Here is a 17,299-nt window from a genome sequence, read left to right on the forward strand (position 1 = left end):
GATGCAGATCCTCCGAGTGGAGCTGTGCGGCATCGGCCCGTACACCGGCACCGAGTCCATCGACTTCCAGGCGCTCGGCGCCGACGGCCTCTTCCTGCTCGAGGGGCCGACGGGCTCCGGCAAGACGACGATCATCGACGCCATCGTCTTCGCGCTCTACGGCCAGGTGTCCGGCGCCGAGTCGAGCAACGACCGCCTGGCGTCCACGCACCTGGAGCCCGGCACCTCCCCCTACGTCGAGCTCGTCGTCGACACGAGTCGGGGCCTGTACCGGGTGCGGCGCTCCCCGCGCCACGAGCGGGCCAAGAAGCGGGGCAGCGGCACGACGACCGAGAACCCGCGCATCATGCTGTGGAAGCTGTCCGACCCCTCCGACACCGAGGGCGCGGCGGTCTCGTCGAACATCCAGGACGCCACCGGGGAGCTGCGCAGGGCCATCGGCCTGAGCCGCGAGCAGTTCACCCAGACCGTCGTCCTCCCGCAGGGCCAGTTCGCCACCTTCCTCCGCTCCGGCCCCGAGGAGCGCCGCGACGTGCTCCAGCAGATCTTCGGCACGCAGGTCTACGAGGCCATGGCCGACGAGCTGAAGGAGCTCGCCAAGGAGCGCACCGGGCTGGTCCGAGACGCCCTCGACCGGATCGGCGCCGCTGCCGACGAGTTCGTGCACGCGGCCTGGCCGGAGCCGTCCGACGAGCCGGACGACCCCGCCGCCGAGCAGATGGGAACCGGTGACGCGGGGCCCGGCACCACCGAGGTTCACGGTGGTGGGATCACCGGAACCCGGCCGGGGCTCCCCACCGGCCACGGGCTGCCCACCGGGGACGTCGACGACTCCCCCGCTGACGCCGCGGGATCCTCCCCCACCGGCGATCCGCAAGCCATGAGGACAGCCGTCGAGTCGGGCGAGTTCTCCGCGCTCGGGCCCCTGGCCCAGGCGCGCCTGTCCATGCTGCGGGTCCGCTGCGAGAGGCGGGCCGAGACATCCGGGCGCGTCGCCGAGGCGGCCGACGCGGCCCACGAGGCGGCTCACCAGGGGCACCGGGTCGCCGCGGCCCGCGAGCGCCATGCCCGGCTGCGGCGGGAGCAGGCCGAGCACTCGGCCCGGTCCGAGGCGATCGAGGCCTGTCGGCGGCGCGCCGACCTCGCCCAGCGCGCCGCCCGCTGCGTCGAGCCGCTCCGCGCGTCCGAGACGACGGGGGCGCGCCACGAATCGGTCGCCGACGCCTGGCGGATCAAGGCCGCCGAGCAGGCCGGCCCGCTCGGCGGCCTGCTGCCGGACCGCTTCGAAGCCCCCGACGACCAGGCAGGCGCGACGGAGTCCCCCGCCGTCGCCACTGCCCGGGCCGCCCTCGCCGGAGCGCTGAGCGAGGCCGAGCAGTCCAGCGGCTCCCTGACCGATCTGCTCGAGCTGGAACAGTCACTGGCCGAGCGACGCGCGGCCGTCGAAGACCAGCACGCCCAGGTCGAGGCGGTCGCCGAACAGCTGGCAGGGCTCCGGCAGGAGCGGGACGACCTGTCGCGACAGCGCGAGAAGACCGCGGCCGAGGCCGAGGCGCTGGCGCCCCTCGCCGAGAGCCTGGCCGATGCCAGGGAGAGCCGGCAGACCGCGGCGACGAGGCTCCAGGCCGCGCAGGCGGCCGAGAACGACCAGCAGGCCCTGGCCGGGGCGCGACGCGCCGAGTCCGAGGCGAGGCGGACAGCGGGCTCGGCGACGACCGAGCACGCGGCCGCCCGCGCCCGCTGGCTCGACGGCCTGGCCGGAGAGGTCGCCGCTGAGCTGACCACCGGCCGGCCGTGCCCGGTCTGCGGCTCGCTCGAGCATCCGAGCCCTGCGTCACGTCCCGCCGACGCGCCGACGAGGGACGACGTCGAACGGCTGGCCGAGATCTCGGCCGCCCAGGAGAGAGCCCTGACGCGGGCGACGGCGGAGTGCGACCGGATCGCCACCCATCTCGCCGAACAACGAGACCGCACCGGGGGCCTGACCGCGGCGCGGGCCCGAGAGGCCGCCGAGGACGCGATGCGAGCCGTCGAACAGGCCACCGCCGCCGTCACCCGCCGCAAACAGCTCAGGACCAGGCTCGAGGAGCTGCGGGTCGACGCCGAGCAGGTCACGTCAGAGATCGCCTCGCGCGCCGCCCAGCAGGCCGCGCTGGCCGAGGCCGTCCGGGCGGCGCGGGCCGCGCTCGCCGACGACGAGACCCGCATCGAACAGGCTCGGGCGGGCTTCACCAGCGTCGCCGACCGGGCCGCATCGGTCACGGCGCGCATCCACGCGATCACCGCCCTGCAGCAGGCACTGGACCAACTCGTCCGGACCCGCCGGGAGCACGCCGCGACGCGCGCCACCGCCCTGGCGGCCATGGCCCGGGAGGGTTTCGGCGACGACCCGGCGCAGGTGTTCGAGGCCGCCCTGCCCGACGCAGAACTGACGGCCCTGACCAACCGGATCACCGAGTACGACGCTCGCACCGCCGAGCTGCGCACCCGGCTCGCCGACCCGCAGCTGGTGGCCGCCGCGCAGGAGCCCGAGCCCGAGCTGGAGGCCCTGGACGCCGCCGCGTCACGGGCCCGGCAGGCGGCGCAGACCGCCCAGCAGTGGTTGGGCGAGGCCAGCGCGCAGCTGTCGCACAGCCGCCAGGCGGCCGAACGTCTGGACCGCGCGCTCGCCGCGTACGACCAGATCGCCCCGCTGGCCGAGCCCTACGTCCGCATGGCCGAGCTGGCCAACGCCACCGGCGAACGGAACCTCGCCGGCATCACGCTGCCGACCTTCGTCCTGAGGCACCGCTTCGAGCAGGTCATCGACCGGGCGAACGAGCGCCTCGAGGTGATGACTCACGGGCGCTACAGCCTGCGACGCACCGACGAGCGCGAGGGCAGGGGCCGGCGGCAGGGCCTCGGGCTGGTCGTCGTCGACCACGTGCCGACGGACACCGAGCGCGACCCGCGGACGCTGTCGGGCGGCGAGACCTTCCTGGCCTCGCTCGCGATGGCGCTGGGGCTGTCCGACACGGTGACGAGCGAGGCGGGCGGCGTCGAGCTCGACAGCCTCTTCGTCGACGAGGGCTTCGGCAGCCTCGACCCCGACGCCCTCGACATGGTGATGGACCAGCTGGAGCGGCTGCGCGCCGGAGGGCGCTGCGTCGGCGTCATCAGCCACGTGGCCGAGATGAGGCAGCGCATCGCCGAGCGGGTGAGCGTGCGGCCGAACGGCGACGGCACGTCCACCCTCACGACGAGTTGAGGCCGGCCCCGAGCGCACCAGCACCGGCCGCGTTGACCTTGACACCGTGACAACCCGGAAGGTGGGTGCATGCCCGAGAAGGACCCGAACGAAGCGCGCTGGACCATCGGCCAGTTCTCGCGGATGACGATGCTGAGCGCCAGGATGCTGCGGCACTACGACCGCATCGGCCTGCTGAGCCCCGGCGACGTCGACCCCTGGAACGGCTACCGGTACTACTCGGAGGCCGAGTTCGCCCCCGCCATGGTGCTGCGGCGCCTGCGCGAGGCGGGGCTCGGCCTCGACGAGATCGCCGTGGCCCTGCCCGCGCTGCTCGCAGGCGACGAGAGCACCTGGCGACCCGTCGTCGAGCACCACCTCGACCGCCTCGAGGCCGAGGCCGGGGAGCTCGGGCGTCGGCGCGAGCGAACGCTCGCGCTGCTCGACCACGGAGAGGAATCCATCATGACCGCACGACCCGTCGCCGTGACGACGCTCACGATCCCGGCCCACACGATCATCGCCCGGCGCGAGACCATCCCCACCTACGGCGACGAGGGCGCCCTGTTCGGCGAGTTCGAGCCCCGTCTCCACGAGGTCCTGGCCGCCACCGGAACCGCGCTGACCGGCGAACCCAGCGGGGCGACCTTCTACGAGGAGGGCCATGTCGAGCACGACGTCGACGTCGAGGTCTGGGAGGTCGTCGCCGCCCCGGTCGAGGTGCCCGCGCCGCTGACCTGCCGGGCGGTCCCCGAACGGACCGTCCTGGCGGCCGAGCACGCCGGCCCCTACGAGGGCATCTCCGATGTCTACACGGCGCTCCTGCACGAGATCGGCGAGCGCGGCCTGACGATCACCGGCTTCTCCTTCGAGCGCTACCTCGTCGGCCCGGCCCACAACCCCGATCCGAGCACCTGGCGCACGCAGGTCTGCTTCCCGGTCGAGGGCTGACGCGCGGCCCCCGCGCCGTGCAGCGTCGGGCAGCGGGGCGGAGCGGGCGTCCGCCCCGCCGGCCATCGGTCCGGCGGGCGCGGGAGCGATGGCACGAGGACGACGTGCTGCACCCTCATGACGCATCGGCCCCGCCGGACACGGGGACGATGGCCGCGCACCGCTCCGACGCGCGGTCGGCCCGGGGATGCGGCCCCCGGGGATGCGGCCCCGGCCCGCGACGCCGGAACCGGACTCGACCGTGCCGATCCGCACCGGAGTCCCCGCGACGGGTCGCGCAGCCGGGTCGCGCACCGCTCACCGGCCCGCCGAGCCCCGTACGGGAGAGCCGCATGGGGGCGCGGAACGGACGACCCGGACGCCGGACGGCCGCCGCGCACGGCGGTGGGCCGCCCCGTCGGGGCGGCCCACCGCGTCATGCCCGCCGGGCCGGTGGTCACACCTCGGCCCGGCACCGGCTCACACGTGCTCGGCGAGCACCTCCAGCACGTGGCGGTACTCGTGGCCGGTGGCGCGGCTCATGCCGAGCTCGCAGGTACGGTTCGCCGAGACGTACTCGTCGTACTCGCGCTCGGCGACCTCGGCGGCCTCGGCTCGGGTCGCCGAACGGGTCAGCTCCGGGTGGAGCAGGCCGCGGTCGCCGGCGAAGGCGCAGCAGCCGGCGTTGACCGGCACGGTCACGTCGTCGCTCACGAACTCTGCGCAGGCCACCGTGTCCTCGACGCAGTCGAGATGGCGCATCGAGCAGCTCGGGTGGATCACGACCGAGCCGGCCTTCGAACGCGGCTGGATCCGGTCGAGGACGAACCTGGCCACGTAGGTGGTCGCGTCGTAGACCGTGACCTTCGCCCAGTTCTCCGCCTCGGCCCCCTTCAGGTGGTTGGCGGTCTCCTCCAGGCCGTGGGTGCAGCTCGCCGCGTCGCAGACCACCGGCAGGCGTCCGTGCTCGCTGGCCTCCCACAGCGAGTCGTAGACCCTGCGGGCCATCTCGTCGGCGCCGTCGGTGAAGCCCTTCGACACCCACACCGTGCCGCAGCACAGCTTGCTGAGGCCCTCGGGGACGCGGGCGCGCAGCCCGGCCTTCTCGACGAGCCTGGTGAAGCTCGCGCCGGCCCCGCCGCCGCAGCTGCGCTCCGCCGGGGCGAACAGGGCGCCCATGCAGCTGGAGAAGAACACGAAGTCATCGGCGGAGGTGGACTGCGGCGACGGGCGCTTCGGGCCGCCGGCCGGCAGGTCGTCGCCCACCAGCGGGATGACGTCCTTGGGCAGCACGGCGCGGGCCGCGGTCGTCACACCGGTCATGACCGGGCTCGGCACCTTGTCGACGACGTTGAGCGCCACCTGGAGCACCGAGACGATCGGCCCCCAGCCCTTGGCGGCGGCGTCCATGACGGCCTTGTACGGGCTCGTGTGGCGGGCGGCGCGGAAGCGCTTCATGAACTTGCCGGTGTCGATGCGCAGCGGGCAGGCCAGGAAGCACAGCGAGTCGGCGGCGCACGTGTCGACGGCCTCGTAGGCGTAGTCCTTGCGGATGTCGGCGGCGGCCTCGGGCGAGAGCACCTTCATCGAGCGCAGCAGCGCGATGCGGCGCCGCGGGGTCTGGGTGAGGTCCTTCGACGGGCAGGTCGGCTCGCAGTAGCCGCACTCGACGCACCGGTCGATGAAGCCGTCGACCGGCGGCATCATCTTGAAGTGCTTCATGTGGATCCTCGGGTCGTCCGTGATGATCGTGCCCGGGTTGAGCACGGAGTCCGGGTCCGCCAGGCGGCGCACGGTCTTCATGACGTCGTAGATCTCGGGACCCCACTGGCGCTCGACGTAGGCGGCCATGACGCGGCCGGTGCCGTGCTCGGCCTTCAGCGTGCCGCTGTGGCCCAGCACCGAGGAGACCATGTCCTCGGTGAACGCCTCGTAGCGCTCGATGTCGTGCGGGTTGTTCCAGTCGCAGGTGACCATGAAGTGGATGTTGCCGTCCTTGGCGTGGCCGAAGATGACGGCCTCGTTGAAGCCGTTGGCGGCGAAGATCGTGCGCAGGTCCTCGGTCTGGGCGGTCAGATCGCCGACGGGGACGGCGATGTCCTCGAGGAGGTTCGTCGTGCCGGCCGGGCGCGAACCGGCGACCGAGGTGTAGAGGCCGTTGCGCAGCTGCCACAGGTTGGCGCGCTCGCGCGGGTCCTTCGTGAAGCGCGGCGGATCGGCGATCGGCAGGCCGCCGAGCACCGAGTTGAGGGCGTCCATGCGCTCGACGAGCTCCTGCTCGGAGTCCGCGAGGGCCTCCACGAGCAGACCGGAGTCCTCGCGGACGTTGAGGGCGGCCAGTTCGGGCGTGGCCTCGGGGTACTTCTGGACGACGCGCAGGCTCGCGGCGTCCATGAGCTCCAGGCACTTGGCGCCGTTGGCGATGAGGTCCTCGAGCGCGTCGGTGGCCACGCTGAGCTCGGGCGTGATGAGCAGCGCGGTGGCCGCGTGGGGCTGGATCGGGACGGTGCGCAGCGTCACCTCGGCGACGAAGCCGAGCGTGCCCTCGGAGCCGATCATGAGATGCTCGAGGATGCGCACCGGCTCGTCGTGGTCGATGAAGGAGTTCACGCCGTAGCCCATGGTGTTCTTCATGGCGTACTGCTGCTCGATCTTCGCGACGGCCTCGGGGTCGGCGCGCAGCCGGTCCCGCTGGGCCGCCAGGCCCTCCCACAGCTCGGGCTCGGCGCGGTGCAGGTACTCGTCGGCGCTGGGCGAGGAGGTGTCGATGATGGTGCCGCTGGGCAGCACGATGACCATCGACTCGACGGTGCGGTACGAGTTCAGCTGGGTGCCGCAGCTCATGCCCGACGAGTTGTCGGCGATGACGCCGCCGATCGTCGCGGCGCGCGAGGACGCCGGGTCGGGGCCGAGCTTGCGGTTGTGGCGGGCCAGGTGCGCGTTGATGTTGAGGATCGTGGCGCCGGGCTGGCAGCGCACCCGCTCGCCGCCGTCGAGCACCGTGACACCGCGGAAGTTCTTGCGCACGTCGAGCAGGATCGAGTCGCTCAGCGCCTGGCCGGACAGGCTCGTGCCGCCGGCGCGGAAGGTGACGTGCCTGCCGTCGCGGTGCGCCTGCGCCATCACCGAGGCCACGTGGGCCGCATCGGTGGCGGTGATCACGACCTCGGGGATGAGCAGATAGTGCGACGCGTCGTGGGCCATGCCGACGCGATCGATCAGCCGGGTCGTGCCGATCTCCTTGTTGATGGTGGTGGACGACATCTCGCCTCCTCGCAAGGGCCGGCGCGTCGCTGGCGCCGACCGGGTCGTTGCCTCTCCTGTCGACGATAGCCCCCTCGGGGCGATTAGGGACCAGCAGGGTCCGTATCAGTTCGGGGAATATCCGGGACCGGGCGTCCCGGAGGCGCATCCTCGGGCCCACGGGGCCCGACGACGCGGCCGGGCGTCGGCACCGTGCGCCGCGTCCGGGGGCGCTCCGGAGACCTGTTCAGGACCATGGCCTCCGGCCCTCCGGCTCGGAGGATCGTGCCTGACATCGTCAGGTTCCGGACGAGCCCTCTGAGCCGCGCGCAGGGGCGTCACCCGGCGTGCGAGGCGCGCGCCCCCTCATGGATGGCGCGGCCGCCCATGGGCCAGCAGCCCAAGGCGCAGTGGCGCGTCCGCAGTCTCCAGATCAGTCTCCACCGCTCGCTGCCCACGTCGGCCCGATCAGCAGGAAGGCCACAACCGGCCGCATGATCGACAGAGATCACCGCAGAGTGGCTGGCAGGCGCATCGATGAGCGGTTCCTCGAGTGTTTGGAGGCCAATCGACTGCACGTCCTCCTCGCTGCGCCCCTGGGCCCTCGAGGCCTCCTGCATCAACGCCCCGGAGCGCGACAGCGCAGCCCTGGCCTGCTCGACCATGAGCATGGTGGCATCGGACAACAGCGAGGCGAACAGCGGGAAGGAGTCGGGGTTGACCTTGATGCGCTCCTCGGCCTCGGCGACAGCAGCGACGACCTCCTTCGCGCTGGCCACTGCGGGGCTGGCCACTGCGGGCTTGCCGTCGCCGCCGGGGAACAGCATCTGGGGACCGATCGGTCCGAGATCGCCACCAGGACCCATGAGGATATGGTGCGCCCCCGGACAGAGGATCGTTGCCGCGCTCCTCGCCATGTCCGGCACGACAACAGTCAGTCCCCGACAGCGCAGCTGCACCGAACGGACCATGCGCAAGGCAGTCTCTCCGTCACCACCCGGCGAGGACAGGAGCAGATGCAGATCCTCGGCGGGGTCGCGATCGACGAGGAGCTTCCTCGAGCACGGTCATGTCCGTCGTCGTGACCTGATCGATCACGACGACGGGATCGGACCCCGTGAGCTCCTGATCATCCTGAACGAGTGCCTGACGCTCGTACCGGGCGGAGTTCTCGGCGCGGAACAGTGGCGTCTGGTCGGGCATCAGAACCTGCCCACCACGGGACGGAAGCTCTTGGGCTTGCCCTCGCGGAGCCGTGCTCCCAGCCGACGGGCCTCCATCGCCCTCCTCACCTGGTCATTCCAGCAGGGCCCGTTCTCGTTCCGCCCGACGCGGCGACGCGGGTCCTCCAGCACAGGGGTCCTCGAAGCATCGGTCCCGCCCCATGGCGCTGCTCACCTCCTGCTGTCCGACTGATGATGAAATCAACCGGTCGGCGACGACTAGGGCCCGAGGGCAGGTCGCTCGCGCCCCGTCGGACGGGTCGTCCGGTCAGCTCCTGCGCAGGCGCAGGTAGTTCTCGATGAGTCCGCGGGTGGAACCGTCCTGGGCCGCCAGGGCGTCCGCGTCCCCGCCCAGCGCGGGAGCGATCTGCAGGGCGAGCTTCTTGCCGAGCTCGACGCCCCACTGGTCGAACGAGTTGATGCCCCACACGACGCCCTCGGTGAAGGTGATGTGCTCGTACAGGGCGATAAGCTCGCCGAGCACCCGCGGGCTGAGCTCGGGCGCCAGGATCGAGGTGGTCGGGCGGTTGCCGCTGAACACGCGGGCCGGGACGATGGCCTCGTCGCAGCCCTCGGCGCGCACCTCGTCCGCCGTCTTCCCGAAGGCCAGGGCCTTCGTCTGGGCGAAGAAGTTCGACATGAACAGCGCGTGGACGTCGTTGCCGCTCTCGTGCAGCGCGTGCGCGGGGTTGGCGAAGCCGATGAAGTCGGACGGGACGACGCGGGTGCCCTGGTGCAGCAGCTGGTAGAAGGCGTGCTGGCCGTTGGTGCCCGGTTCGCCCCAGAAGACCTCGCCGGTCTGGCTCACGACGGGGCTGGCGTCCCAGCGGGTCGACTTGCCGTTGGACTCCATCGTGAGCTGCTGCAGGTACGCCGGGAAGCGGTGCAGATACTGCGAGTAGGGCAGCACGGCGTGCGACTGGGCTCCGTAGAAGTTCGAGTAGAAGACGTTGAGCAGACCCATGAGAGCGGGCACGTTCTCGGCCAGCGGCGCGGCGGCGAAGTGCTGGTCCATCGTGTGGAAGCCGTCGAGGAGAGCCCGCCAGTTCTCGGGGCCGACGGCGATGAGGTCCGACAGGCCGACAGCGGAGTCGACCGAGTAGCGTCCGCCCACCCAGTTCCAGAAGCCGAAGGCATTGGACGGGTCGATGCCGAACTCGGCGACCCGGTCGAGTGCGGTCGAGACCGCCACGAAGTGCTTCGCCGTGGCCTCCTCGCGGGCGGCGAGGGTTCGCTCGATGGCGCCCGTGTTCTCGAGCGAGTTGATGAGCCAGTTCTTGGCCATGCGCGCGTTCGTCATCGTCTCGAGCGTCGTGAAGGTCTTCGACGCGACGATGAACAGCACCGTCTCGGGATCGACGTCCTTGGTCTTCTCGTACATGTCGGTGGGGTCGATGTTCGAGACGTAGCGGCACTCGATGCCGTCGGCCTTGTAGGGCTTCAGCGCCTCGTAGACCATGACGGGACCCAGGTCGGAGCCGCCGATGCCGATGTTGATCACGGTGGTGATCGGCCTGCCCGTGACGCCCGTCCACTCGCCCGAGCGGACCCGATCGGCGAAGGCGATCTCCCGGTCGAGCACCTCGTGCACCTGCCGGACGACGTCCTCGCCGTCGACGACGAGCGACTCGGCGGCCGGGCGTCGCAGGGCGGTGTGCAGCACCGCGCGGTCCTCGGTGGTGTTGATGTGCTCGCCGGCGAACATGGCGTCCCGGCGGGCCTCGAGCCCCACCTGCTCGCCGAGGCGCACGAGGGCGTCGCGCACGACCGGGGTCAGGTAGTTCTTGGACAGGTCGACGAGCAGGTCGCCGGCGGTCAGCGTGTAGGTCTCGGCGCGCCTCGGATCGTCTGCGAACCAGGTGCGGAAGTCGACGGTCAGCTCGCCGTGCAGTCGGCTGAGCTCTGCCCAGGCGCCGGTGGTCGTGGGATCAACTGGGGAGTTCATGGGCCCAGCCTACGGCGCGGACCCGCATCAAGAGCAACGCCCCGCGGTCTGCGCCGCGGGGCGTCGGGAAGAAGGTCGGAGGATCATCCGGCGACGCGGGCCGCGCCGGTGGGCCCCATGGAGTTCATGTCGCTGATCTTGACGACATCGCCCTCGGTGGGCGCGTGGACGACCTGACCATTGCCGATGTACATGCCGACATGGCTGCCGCCGTAGAAGAAGACGAGGTCGCCGACCTGCAGATCGCTGAGGGAGACGGAGGTGAGGCCGGACTGCTGGGCCTCGCTCGTGCGGGGGATCGAGACGCCGGCGGAGGCGTAGGCGGCCATCACGAGGCCGGAGCAGTCGTAGCCGTCGGGGCCGCTGGCGCCGTACTTGTAGGGCTTGCCGATCTGGGCCATGGCGAAGTTCACGGCGGCCTGGGCGGAGGCGCTGGAGGCGGTGACCGAGCCCGAGCCCGAGGTGGTGCCCGCGGCGGGGGAGCTGCCCTGCGCGCTGGCAGCGCTCGAGGAGGCCTCCTGCTGGGCGAGGGCGGCGGCAGCGGCCTTCCTGTCGGCGGCCGCCTTGTCCTTGGCGGCCTGCTCGCTGTCGGCGGCCTTGACAGCCGCATCGGCGGCGGCGGTGTCGATGCCGGAGCTCAGGTCGGCCAGGGCGCTGATGTCATCGTTGAGGGCGTCGGTGGAGGCCTGACCCTCGCTCACAGCGTTGAGGGCGTTGGCGCTGAAGACCGCCTCGTGGCCACCGGTGGCGCTGTCGACGCCGGCGGGAGCGGCCGAGCCGCTCGTCGCGGCGGCGGGGACGAGGCTGGAGATGACGCCGAGGGCGGAGACCGCGGCGACGGCGGCGGCCGGGGCGGCGACACGATGACGGCCCCGGGCGCCCTTGGAGGCCGTGCGGGACGAGGCACCATCGATGACGCGCAGCTCGGCGGTGGCCTCGGAACGGGAGGAGACGGCCATGTCGGCCAGGGCCGGCATCACAGCGCGGCGCGGGGCGACAGCGGATTCAGCGATCTTGACGACCTCGTCGTCCAGCATAGCTCGGCGTGCAGTCACAGCATTCCTCGTTCCTCGTTCGGATCAGGGAGCGGTCAGTGGGAGGGGGACCGACCGGGCTCCACCATACGACGGTTCCTGAGAAAAGTTCAACTTCGGGTGCCTGGAATCTCAGAAACCAGCCGTCCTCCACCGGGGACCCGGGCGAGCCGTGCCGCGTTCCTGAGAGAACCAGGGTTCCCTGAGCCGAACCCTGAGCCCCTGACTAGCGGCGACGTTGCCGGCCCAGCTGCTGGGCCGCCTCAGCGGCCCGCTTGCGCAACGAGGCGTGGTCGCCGGAGACGAGGACCCGGGAGAGGACCGGATCGGTGACATCGATGGCAACCGCGCCCTCGTTCAGCCATCTGCGACCCGTCCGGATCTCCTGGACGCCGGCGACGAGGCGCGCCTCGGGCACCATCGCGGGCAGGGCCTTGAGGTAGCGCTCCCCCAGCACGTCGGCGGGCGTCACCTCGACGGCGGCGACCCCGCGGCGCCAGACGGCGCGGACCTCGCTCGGGGTGAGCGCCTCGCAGATCGCCGGGACGCCCCCGTCCCGCAGGACGGCCAGGGCCTCATCGCTCGGGTCGGGGCACAGCGCGAAGGCCGCGCCCAGGTCGACCGCACGGCGGGCGTGGACGGCGCTGGACACGCGGGCCGCGCCGAGGCAGGCGCGGAAGGAGTACAGGGGGAAGAGCCCGGCCGGGTCGCCCCCCTCGGCGAGCTCGACGGCCACGACGTCCAGCCCCTCCTGGACGAGCACCTCGATGATCGGCATGAGCCTGTCGACGCCCCTGTCGGGCAGGACGACGAGGGCCCGCGCGAGCTCGAGCTCGCGCGGCAGCGGTGCGGGCGCGGCGGCCGACCCGTCAGCCGGGTCGCCGGCCCCGCTCGGGCTCGTCCCGCTCGCGGGGCTCGTCTCGTTCACGGGTCGATTCTAGGCCCGGCCCTCCCGTCGTCCGCCTCTCCGCCGTCCGCATCGTCGTCTTCCCTCCCCGCCATCGCACCGCCCCCGTTCCCATCTCACATATGCGCCCCCACCTCACCTGTGTGCTCCCGCCCCGGACATATCCCGGGTGTCAGCACAAAAGCGAGGTGGGAGCCGAAGAGGGAGGGGAAGGAGGGACGACGAACGACGACGCCGACCCGACCCCTGGAAGACCCGCCCGGACGCCCCACCGACCCGACCGGGATCCCCGGCCGGACGCTCCTAGACTGGCCGCGATGATCCGGACACTGACCGACCTGCTGCCCGCCGGGGCGCTCGCCCACGACCCCGACGCGTTGTTCGACGCCTTCGACGGCTGGGTGGCGGGCCAGGGGCTGTCGATGTACCCCCACCAGAGCGAGGCGCTCCTGGCGCTGCTCGCCGGGGACAACGCGATCGTCACGACGCCGACCGGCTCGGGCAAGTCGCTCATCGCCACGGCGGCGCACTTCGTCACGCTGGCCGCCCGCGGCCGCAGCTACTACACCGCCCCCATCAAGGCCCTCGTCAACGAGAAGTTCTTCGCGCTCTGCGAGGTCTTCGGCGCCGACCTGGTCGGCATGGTCACCGGCGACGCCTCGGTGAACCCCGAGGCCCCGATCATCTGCTGCACCGCCGAGATCCTGGCCAACATCGCGCTGCGCGAGGGCGCGGCGGCCGACGTCGACCTGGTCATCATGGACGAGTTCCACTTCATCGCCGACCCCGACCGCGGCTGGGCCTGGCAGGTGGGGCTGTCCGAGCTGGGCGACTGCCGGTTCGTCGTCATGAGCGCCACGCTCGGCGACGTCACCGAGCTGTCGCGGAGGCTGACCGCCTGGTCCGGTCGGGGCACCACGGTCGTCGCCGACGCCGAGCGCCCTGTGCCGCTCACCTACCACTGGGCGCTCACGCCCCTGCACGAGACGATCGGCGAGCTCGTCGAGACGGGCCAGGCGCCGGTCTACATCGTCCATTCGGGCCAGAGGCTCGCCACCGAGCAGGCCCAGGCGCTCATGAGCGTCCGTCTCGTGAGCACCGAGCAGCGCCACGAGATCGTCGAGGCCATCGGCGACTTCCGGTTCGCGCCCGGCTTCGGCGCCACCCTGCCGCGGATGCTGCGCCACGGGATCGGCGTCCACCACGCCGGCATGCTGCCGAAGTACCGCCGTCTCGTCGAACAGCTCGCCCAACGCGGCCTGCTCCAGGTGATCTGCGGCACCGACACCCTCGGCGTCGGCATCAACGTGCCGATCCACACGGTGCTGTTCACCTCGCTGAGCAAGTTCGACGGGCGCCGCCAGCGCCTGCTGCGCAGCCGCGAGTTCCACCAGATCGCCGGGCGCGCGGGCCGCGCCGGGTTCGACACGATCGGCCACGTCGTCGCGCAGGCTCCCGAGCACCAGGTGGAGAACGCCCGGATCGCCGCGAAGTTCGCCGGCGACCCGAGGAGGCTCCGCAGCGTCCGCCGCAAGAAGCCGCCGGAGGGCTTCGTCAACTACACCGAGGCGAGCTTCACCAAGCTCATCGAGTCCGCCCCCGAGACGCTCCACGCGCGCATGCGGGTGACCAGCTCGATGATCCTCAATCTGCTCGGCCGCGACGAGGACACCGGGGCCGCGCTCGTCCACATCGTCGACGCCTGCGTCGACGACCGGAGGATCCGCGCGCGGCTGCTGCGCCGGGCCGTCCAGCTGGGCCGCTCGATGATCGCCGCAGGGGTCGTCGTCCGCCGCGACGAGCCGACGCCCGGCGGGCGCCGGTACGACCTCAACCCGGCCCTCCAGGACGACTTCGCCCTCAACCAGCCGCTCAGCGCCTTCGCCATGGCCGCCCTCGAGCTGCTCGACCCGGAGGACGAGGACTACGCCCTCGACGTCGTGAGCACGATCGAGGCGACCCTGGAGGACCCGTGGCCGGTCCTGAGGGCGCAGGAGCGCCGGGCCAGGGACGAGGCGATCGCCGAGATGAAGGCCGACGGCATGGACTACCTGGAGCGCATGGCGGCCCTCGACGACATCGGTCACCCGGAGCCCCTGGCCGACGAGCTCGAGGCCGCGTTCACCGCCTTCTCGGCCACGCGCCCGTGGCTCGCCGACCACCCGCTGCACCCCAAGGCCGTCGTGCGCGAGATGTACGAACGGGCCATGACCTTCGGCGAGTACTGCGCCTTCCACAAGGTGCAGCGCTCCGAGGGCACCGTGCTGCGCTATCTGTCGGACGCCCTGCGCGCCCTGCGCCAGACCGTCCCGCTCGCCGCGCGGACGCCGGCCCTCGACGAGATCCTCGACTGGCTGGGGCAGATCGTCCGCATGACGGACTCCTCGCTCCTCGACGAGTGGGCACGGATGGGTTCCGACGCGGGGCCCGTCGGGGAGGAGCCGGAACCGGCCGCCGCCGACCGCGCCCTGTCGGCCAATCGGTCGGCCTTCCGGGTGCTCGTGCGCAACGCAATGTTCCGCCGCGTGCAGCTGGCCGCCGCCGACGACGTCGACGCCCTGGCCGCCCTCGACGCGTCCGATCCGGGCGCGAGTTTCGGTCGCGGCGACTGGGACGACGCCCTGGGCGACTACTGGGACGAGCACGACGACATCGGCACCGACGCCGACGCGCGCGGCCCGCAGTACCTGCGGATCGACGAGGCGGGCCGGCTGTGGACGGTGCGTCAGACCATCGCCGATCCCGAGGGCGACCACGACTGGGCGATCACCGCGACGATCGACCTGGACGCCTGTGACGAGGCCGACGACCTCGTCGTCCACGTCGTGCGCTTCGGCCGCATGGACGGCGCAGGCGACGCCTGACACGGCCCCGGACGGGCGGCCGGCCGGCCTCGACGGCACCACCTGCGGTCCGCCGCGAAGCGGTCCGGCAGGTCCGGCCCCGGCCGAGCAGGATCCGTTCCCCCCAGCGGGGCGCAACGAGCAGGTCGGCGGCCCCGGACGGGCGGGGCCGTGTGGTCGGGGGCGGCCCTGTGATGCGAAGTACACGTCGGCCCCCGGACGGGCGGGGCCGTGGAGTCCGCCGGTGATGACGCCCCGCATGCCCCGCCGGCCTCCGGACGGGCGGGCTCTCGTCGCGGCCCATGGGCGGCGCCGGCCGGCGCCGCCGAGCCGGGCCGCCGTTCGGCGCGCGTCGCGGAATCGGGCGGGCCGGTCTCAGCCGGTGAAGCGGTACAGCCGCCAGGTCAGCCCGCGGCCGTCGCTCCACTGCCGCGCCATCTCGGCCCGGCCGGCGCCGTCCTCCCACATGCCCGGGTAGCGCTCGGCGACGGCATCGGCCGGGGCCGTGTCCGGCGACGTGAGAAGGGCGTAGGACACCCCATTCGACCGAGGATCGGCCAACAGGGCATCGAAGTCCTCATCCGTGGTGATCGCGTAGACCCGCGGATCCTCGGCACTCAGGACAATCGGGAACGAGTACGCGACATCGGTGATGACGGCGCCGCGGCCCAGGCCCATCGCCGCGATGTCGGCGGCGACCCGCCGCTCCATCGGGTACTGGCCGCCATCGGCGACCTGGACGGCCAGCGCCTCCTCGCGGGCCAGGCTCGGGTTCCGCTCGGCCCTCCAGGCCAGCGGCAGGGTGGCGACCATCGCCACCCCCAGCATCACGGCGAGCACACGGCGCGGCGCGGACGGCCGGCCCCGGCCGGTCAGGACGCCGGCCAGGTAGCCGGCGGCGGCGACGCCGAGCGGGACGGCGGCGATCTGGAAGCGCAGCCAGCCGAAGGACATCCCGCGCAGGAAGGTGAGAGCCTGGAAGGCGAGCACCGAGCCGAGCACGAAGACGGGGGCCAGGGGCGTCGCCTCGCGCCGTCGCAGCGCCACGACGAGCGCCACGAGGACGAGGGGCACGGCCAGCGGGGCCGTGTTCGCCAGCTGGGTCGCGATGTAGGCCACGTGGGCGTGGGTGCCCGCGCCGATGATCCCCTCGATGGACTCCCGGAAGGTGCCGACCTGGGCCGAATTGCCGTACTGGGAGGTGAAGGTCTCGAGCCACGAGCCGACGATCACCTTGCTCGCCAGCGCCCACAGCCCGAAGGACGCGGCGACCGGGGCGGCGACGAGGACCATGTCGGTGAGGGCCAGACCCGCCGCGCTCCGACGGTGACGGGAGCGCCACCACGAGACGAGCAGGACGAGCAGGGCCGCGGCGGCGCCGGCCGCGAGCGCCTCGTAGCGCACGAGGTAGGCCACCCCGGCGCCGACGCCCACATGGACGAGCTGCCACGGATCGGCCCCGGTCAGCCAGTCCACGAGGTGGACCGCCACGTACAGGCACACCACCAGGAGCATCGCCTCGCTCGCCCCCGCCGCCGAGCCGAGCAGGACGAGCGGGTGGAGGGCGAAGACGGCGGTGAGCACGAGGCGCATCGCCGGGCCGGCGCCCAGCCGGCCCAGCAGCCGGTGCATGAGCGCCACCGAGCAGGCCCCGCACAGCGCCGAGACGAGGCACCCGGCCAGCGCCCTGGACGCCAGCGCGGGCCACAGCGGCGTGGCGAGGAGCAGCGGAATGGCGGCGAGCGAGGGCAGCGGGTTCCACACGAAGCCGATGGCGGCCAGGTGCGGATCCCGGCTGAACAGGACGTAGTAGCCGTTCGCGACCCGGCTCATCGCGTCGGGGAAGACGAGGTCGTGGGCGCTGAGCCACAGGGCCACCGCGAGGTAGCAGACGAACGCGGCCGCCCCCGCCCGGCCCCCGGCGCGGCGCCCGCCCCCGTCGACGACG

Annotated in this window: 9 protein-coding genes; 3 read left to right on the plus strand and 6 right to left on the minus strand. The window is 72.5% G+C overall.

Going from position 1 to position 17,299, the window contains the following annotated elements:
• The first annotated feature begins 1 nt into the window (after position 1).
• Together K336_RS0110715 and K336_RS0110720 are read left to right on the plus strand one after the other, a co-directional pair.
• On the plus strand, positions 2-3,247 hold the full coding sequence (locus K336_RS0110715) for an AAA family ATPase (RefSeq protein ID WP_043150866.1): 3,246 nt from the start codon (positions 2-4) through the stop codon (positions 3,245-3,247).
• Positions 3,248-3,316: 69 nt separating this feature from the next.
• On the plus strand, positions 3,317-4,177 hold the full coding sequence (locus K336_RS0110720) for a MerR family transcriptional regulator (protein WP_021797512.1): 861 nt from the start codon (positions 3,317-3,319) through the stop codon (positions 4,175-4,177).
• Between the two features lie 459 nt (positions 4,178-4,636).
• Here the strand turns inward: K336_RS0110720 and K336_RS0110725 are convergent, their stop codons facing one another.
• The 5 genes from K336_RS0110725 to K336_RS17155 all read right to left on the minus strand — a co-directional run bounded on the left by K336_RS0110725 (position 4,637) and on the right by K336_RS17155 (position 12,529).
• Positions 4,637-7,420: an FAD-binding and (Fe-S)-binding domain-containing protein gene (locus tag K336_RS0110725; RefSeq protein ID WP_028707024.1), complete on the minus strand. Its 2,784-nt coding sequence runs from the start codon at positions 7,418-7,420 to the stop codon at positions 4,637-4,639.
• Positions 7,421-7,737: 317 nt separating this feature from the next.
• Positions 7,738-8,265 carry a serine dehydrogenase gene (locus K336_RS0110730; protein WP_233418756.1) on the minus strand — a complete coding sequence of 176 codons (528 nt, stop codon included), beginning with the start codon at positions 8,263-8,265 and terminating at the stop codon, positions 7,738-7,740.
• A gap of 625 nt (positions 8,266-8,890) precedes the next feature.
• Positions 8,891-10,567, minus strand: coding sequence for a glucose-6-phosphate isomerase (gene pgi, locus K336_RS0110740; protein WP_021797509.1), 1,677 nt, complete (start codon positions 10,565-10,567; stop codon positions 8,891-8,893).
• An 83-nt stretch (positions 10,568-10,650) separates the two neighbouring features.
• The gene (locus tag K336_RS17150; RefSeq protein ID WP_155945072.1) at positions 10,651-11,622 is read right to left on the minus strand and encodes a C40 family peptidase; all 972 of its coding nucleotides are present in this window, start codon (positions 11,620-11,622) and stop codon (positions 10,651-10,653) included.
• Between the two features lie 205 nt (positions 11,623-11,827).
• Positions 11,828-12,529, minus strand: a complete 702-nt coding sequence (locus K336_RS17155) for a beta/alpha barrel domain-containing protein (protein ID WP_021797517.1) — start codon at positions 12,527-12,529, stop codon at positions 11,828-11,830.
• Positions 12,530-12,825: 296 nt separating this feature from the next.
• Here K336_RS17155 and K336_RS0110755 point away from each other — a divergent pair, with 296 nt between their 5' ends.
• On the plus strand, positions 12,826-15,372 hold the full coding sequence (locus K336_RS0110755) for a DEAD/DEAH box helicase (protein ID WP_028707026.1): 2,547 nt from the start codon (positions 12,826-12,828) through the stop codon (positions 15,370-15,372).
• Positions 15,373-15,726: 354 nt separating this feature from the next.
• Here the strand turns inward: K336_RS0110755 and K336_RS16035 are convergent.
• The coding region (locus K336_RS16035) for a glycosyltransferase family 39 protein (protein ID WP_051245685.1) at positions 15,727-17,299 on the minus strand (1,573 nt) is incomplete at its 5' end.

Origin of the sequence: Propionibacterium acidifaciens DSM 21887 (genome assembly GCF_000426605.1) — a bacterium.
GTDB classification, from domain to species: Bacteria; Actinomycetota; Actinomycetes; order Propionibacteriales; family Propionibacteriaceae; genus Propionibacterium; species Propionibacterium acidifaciens.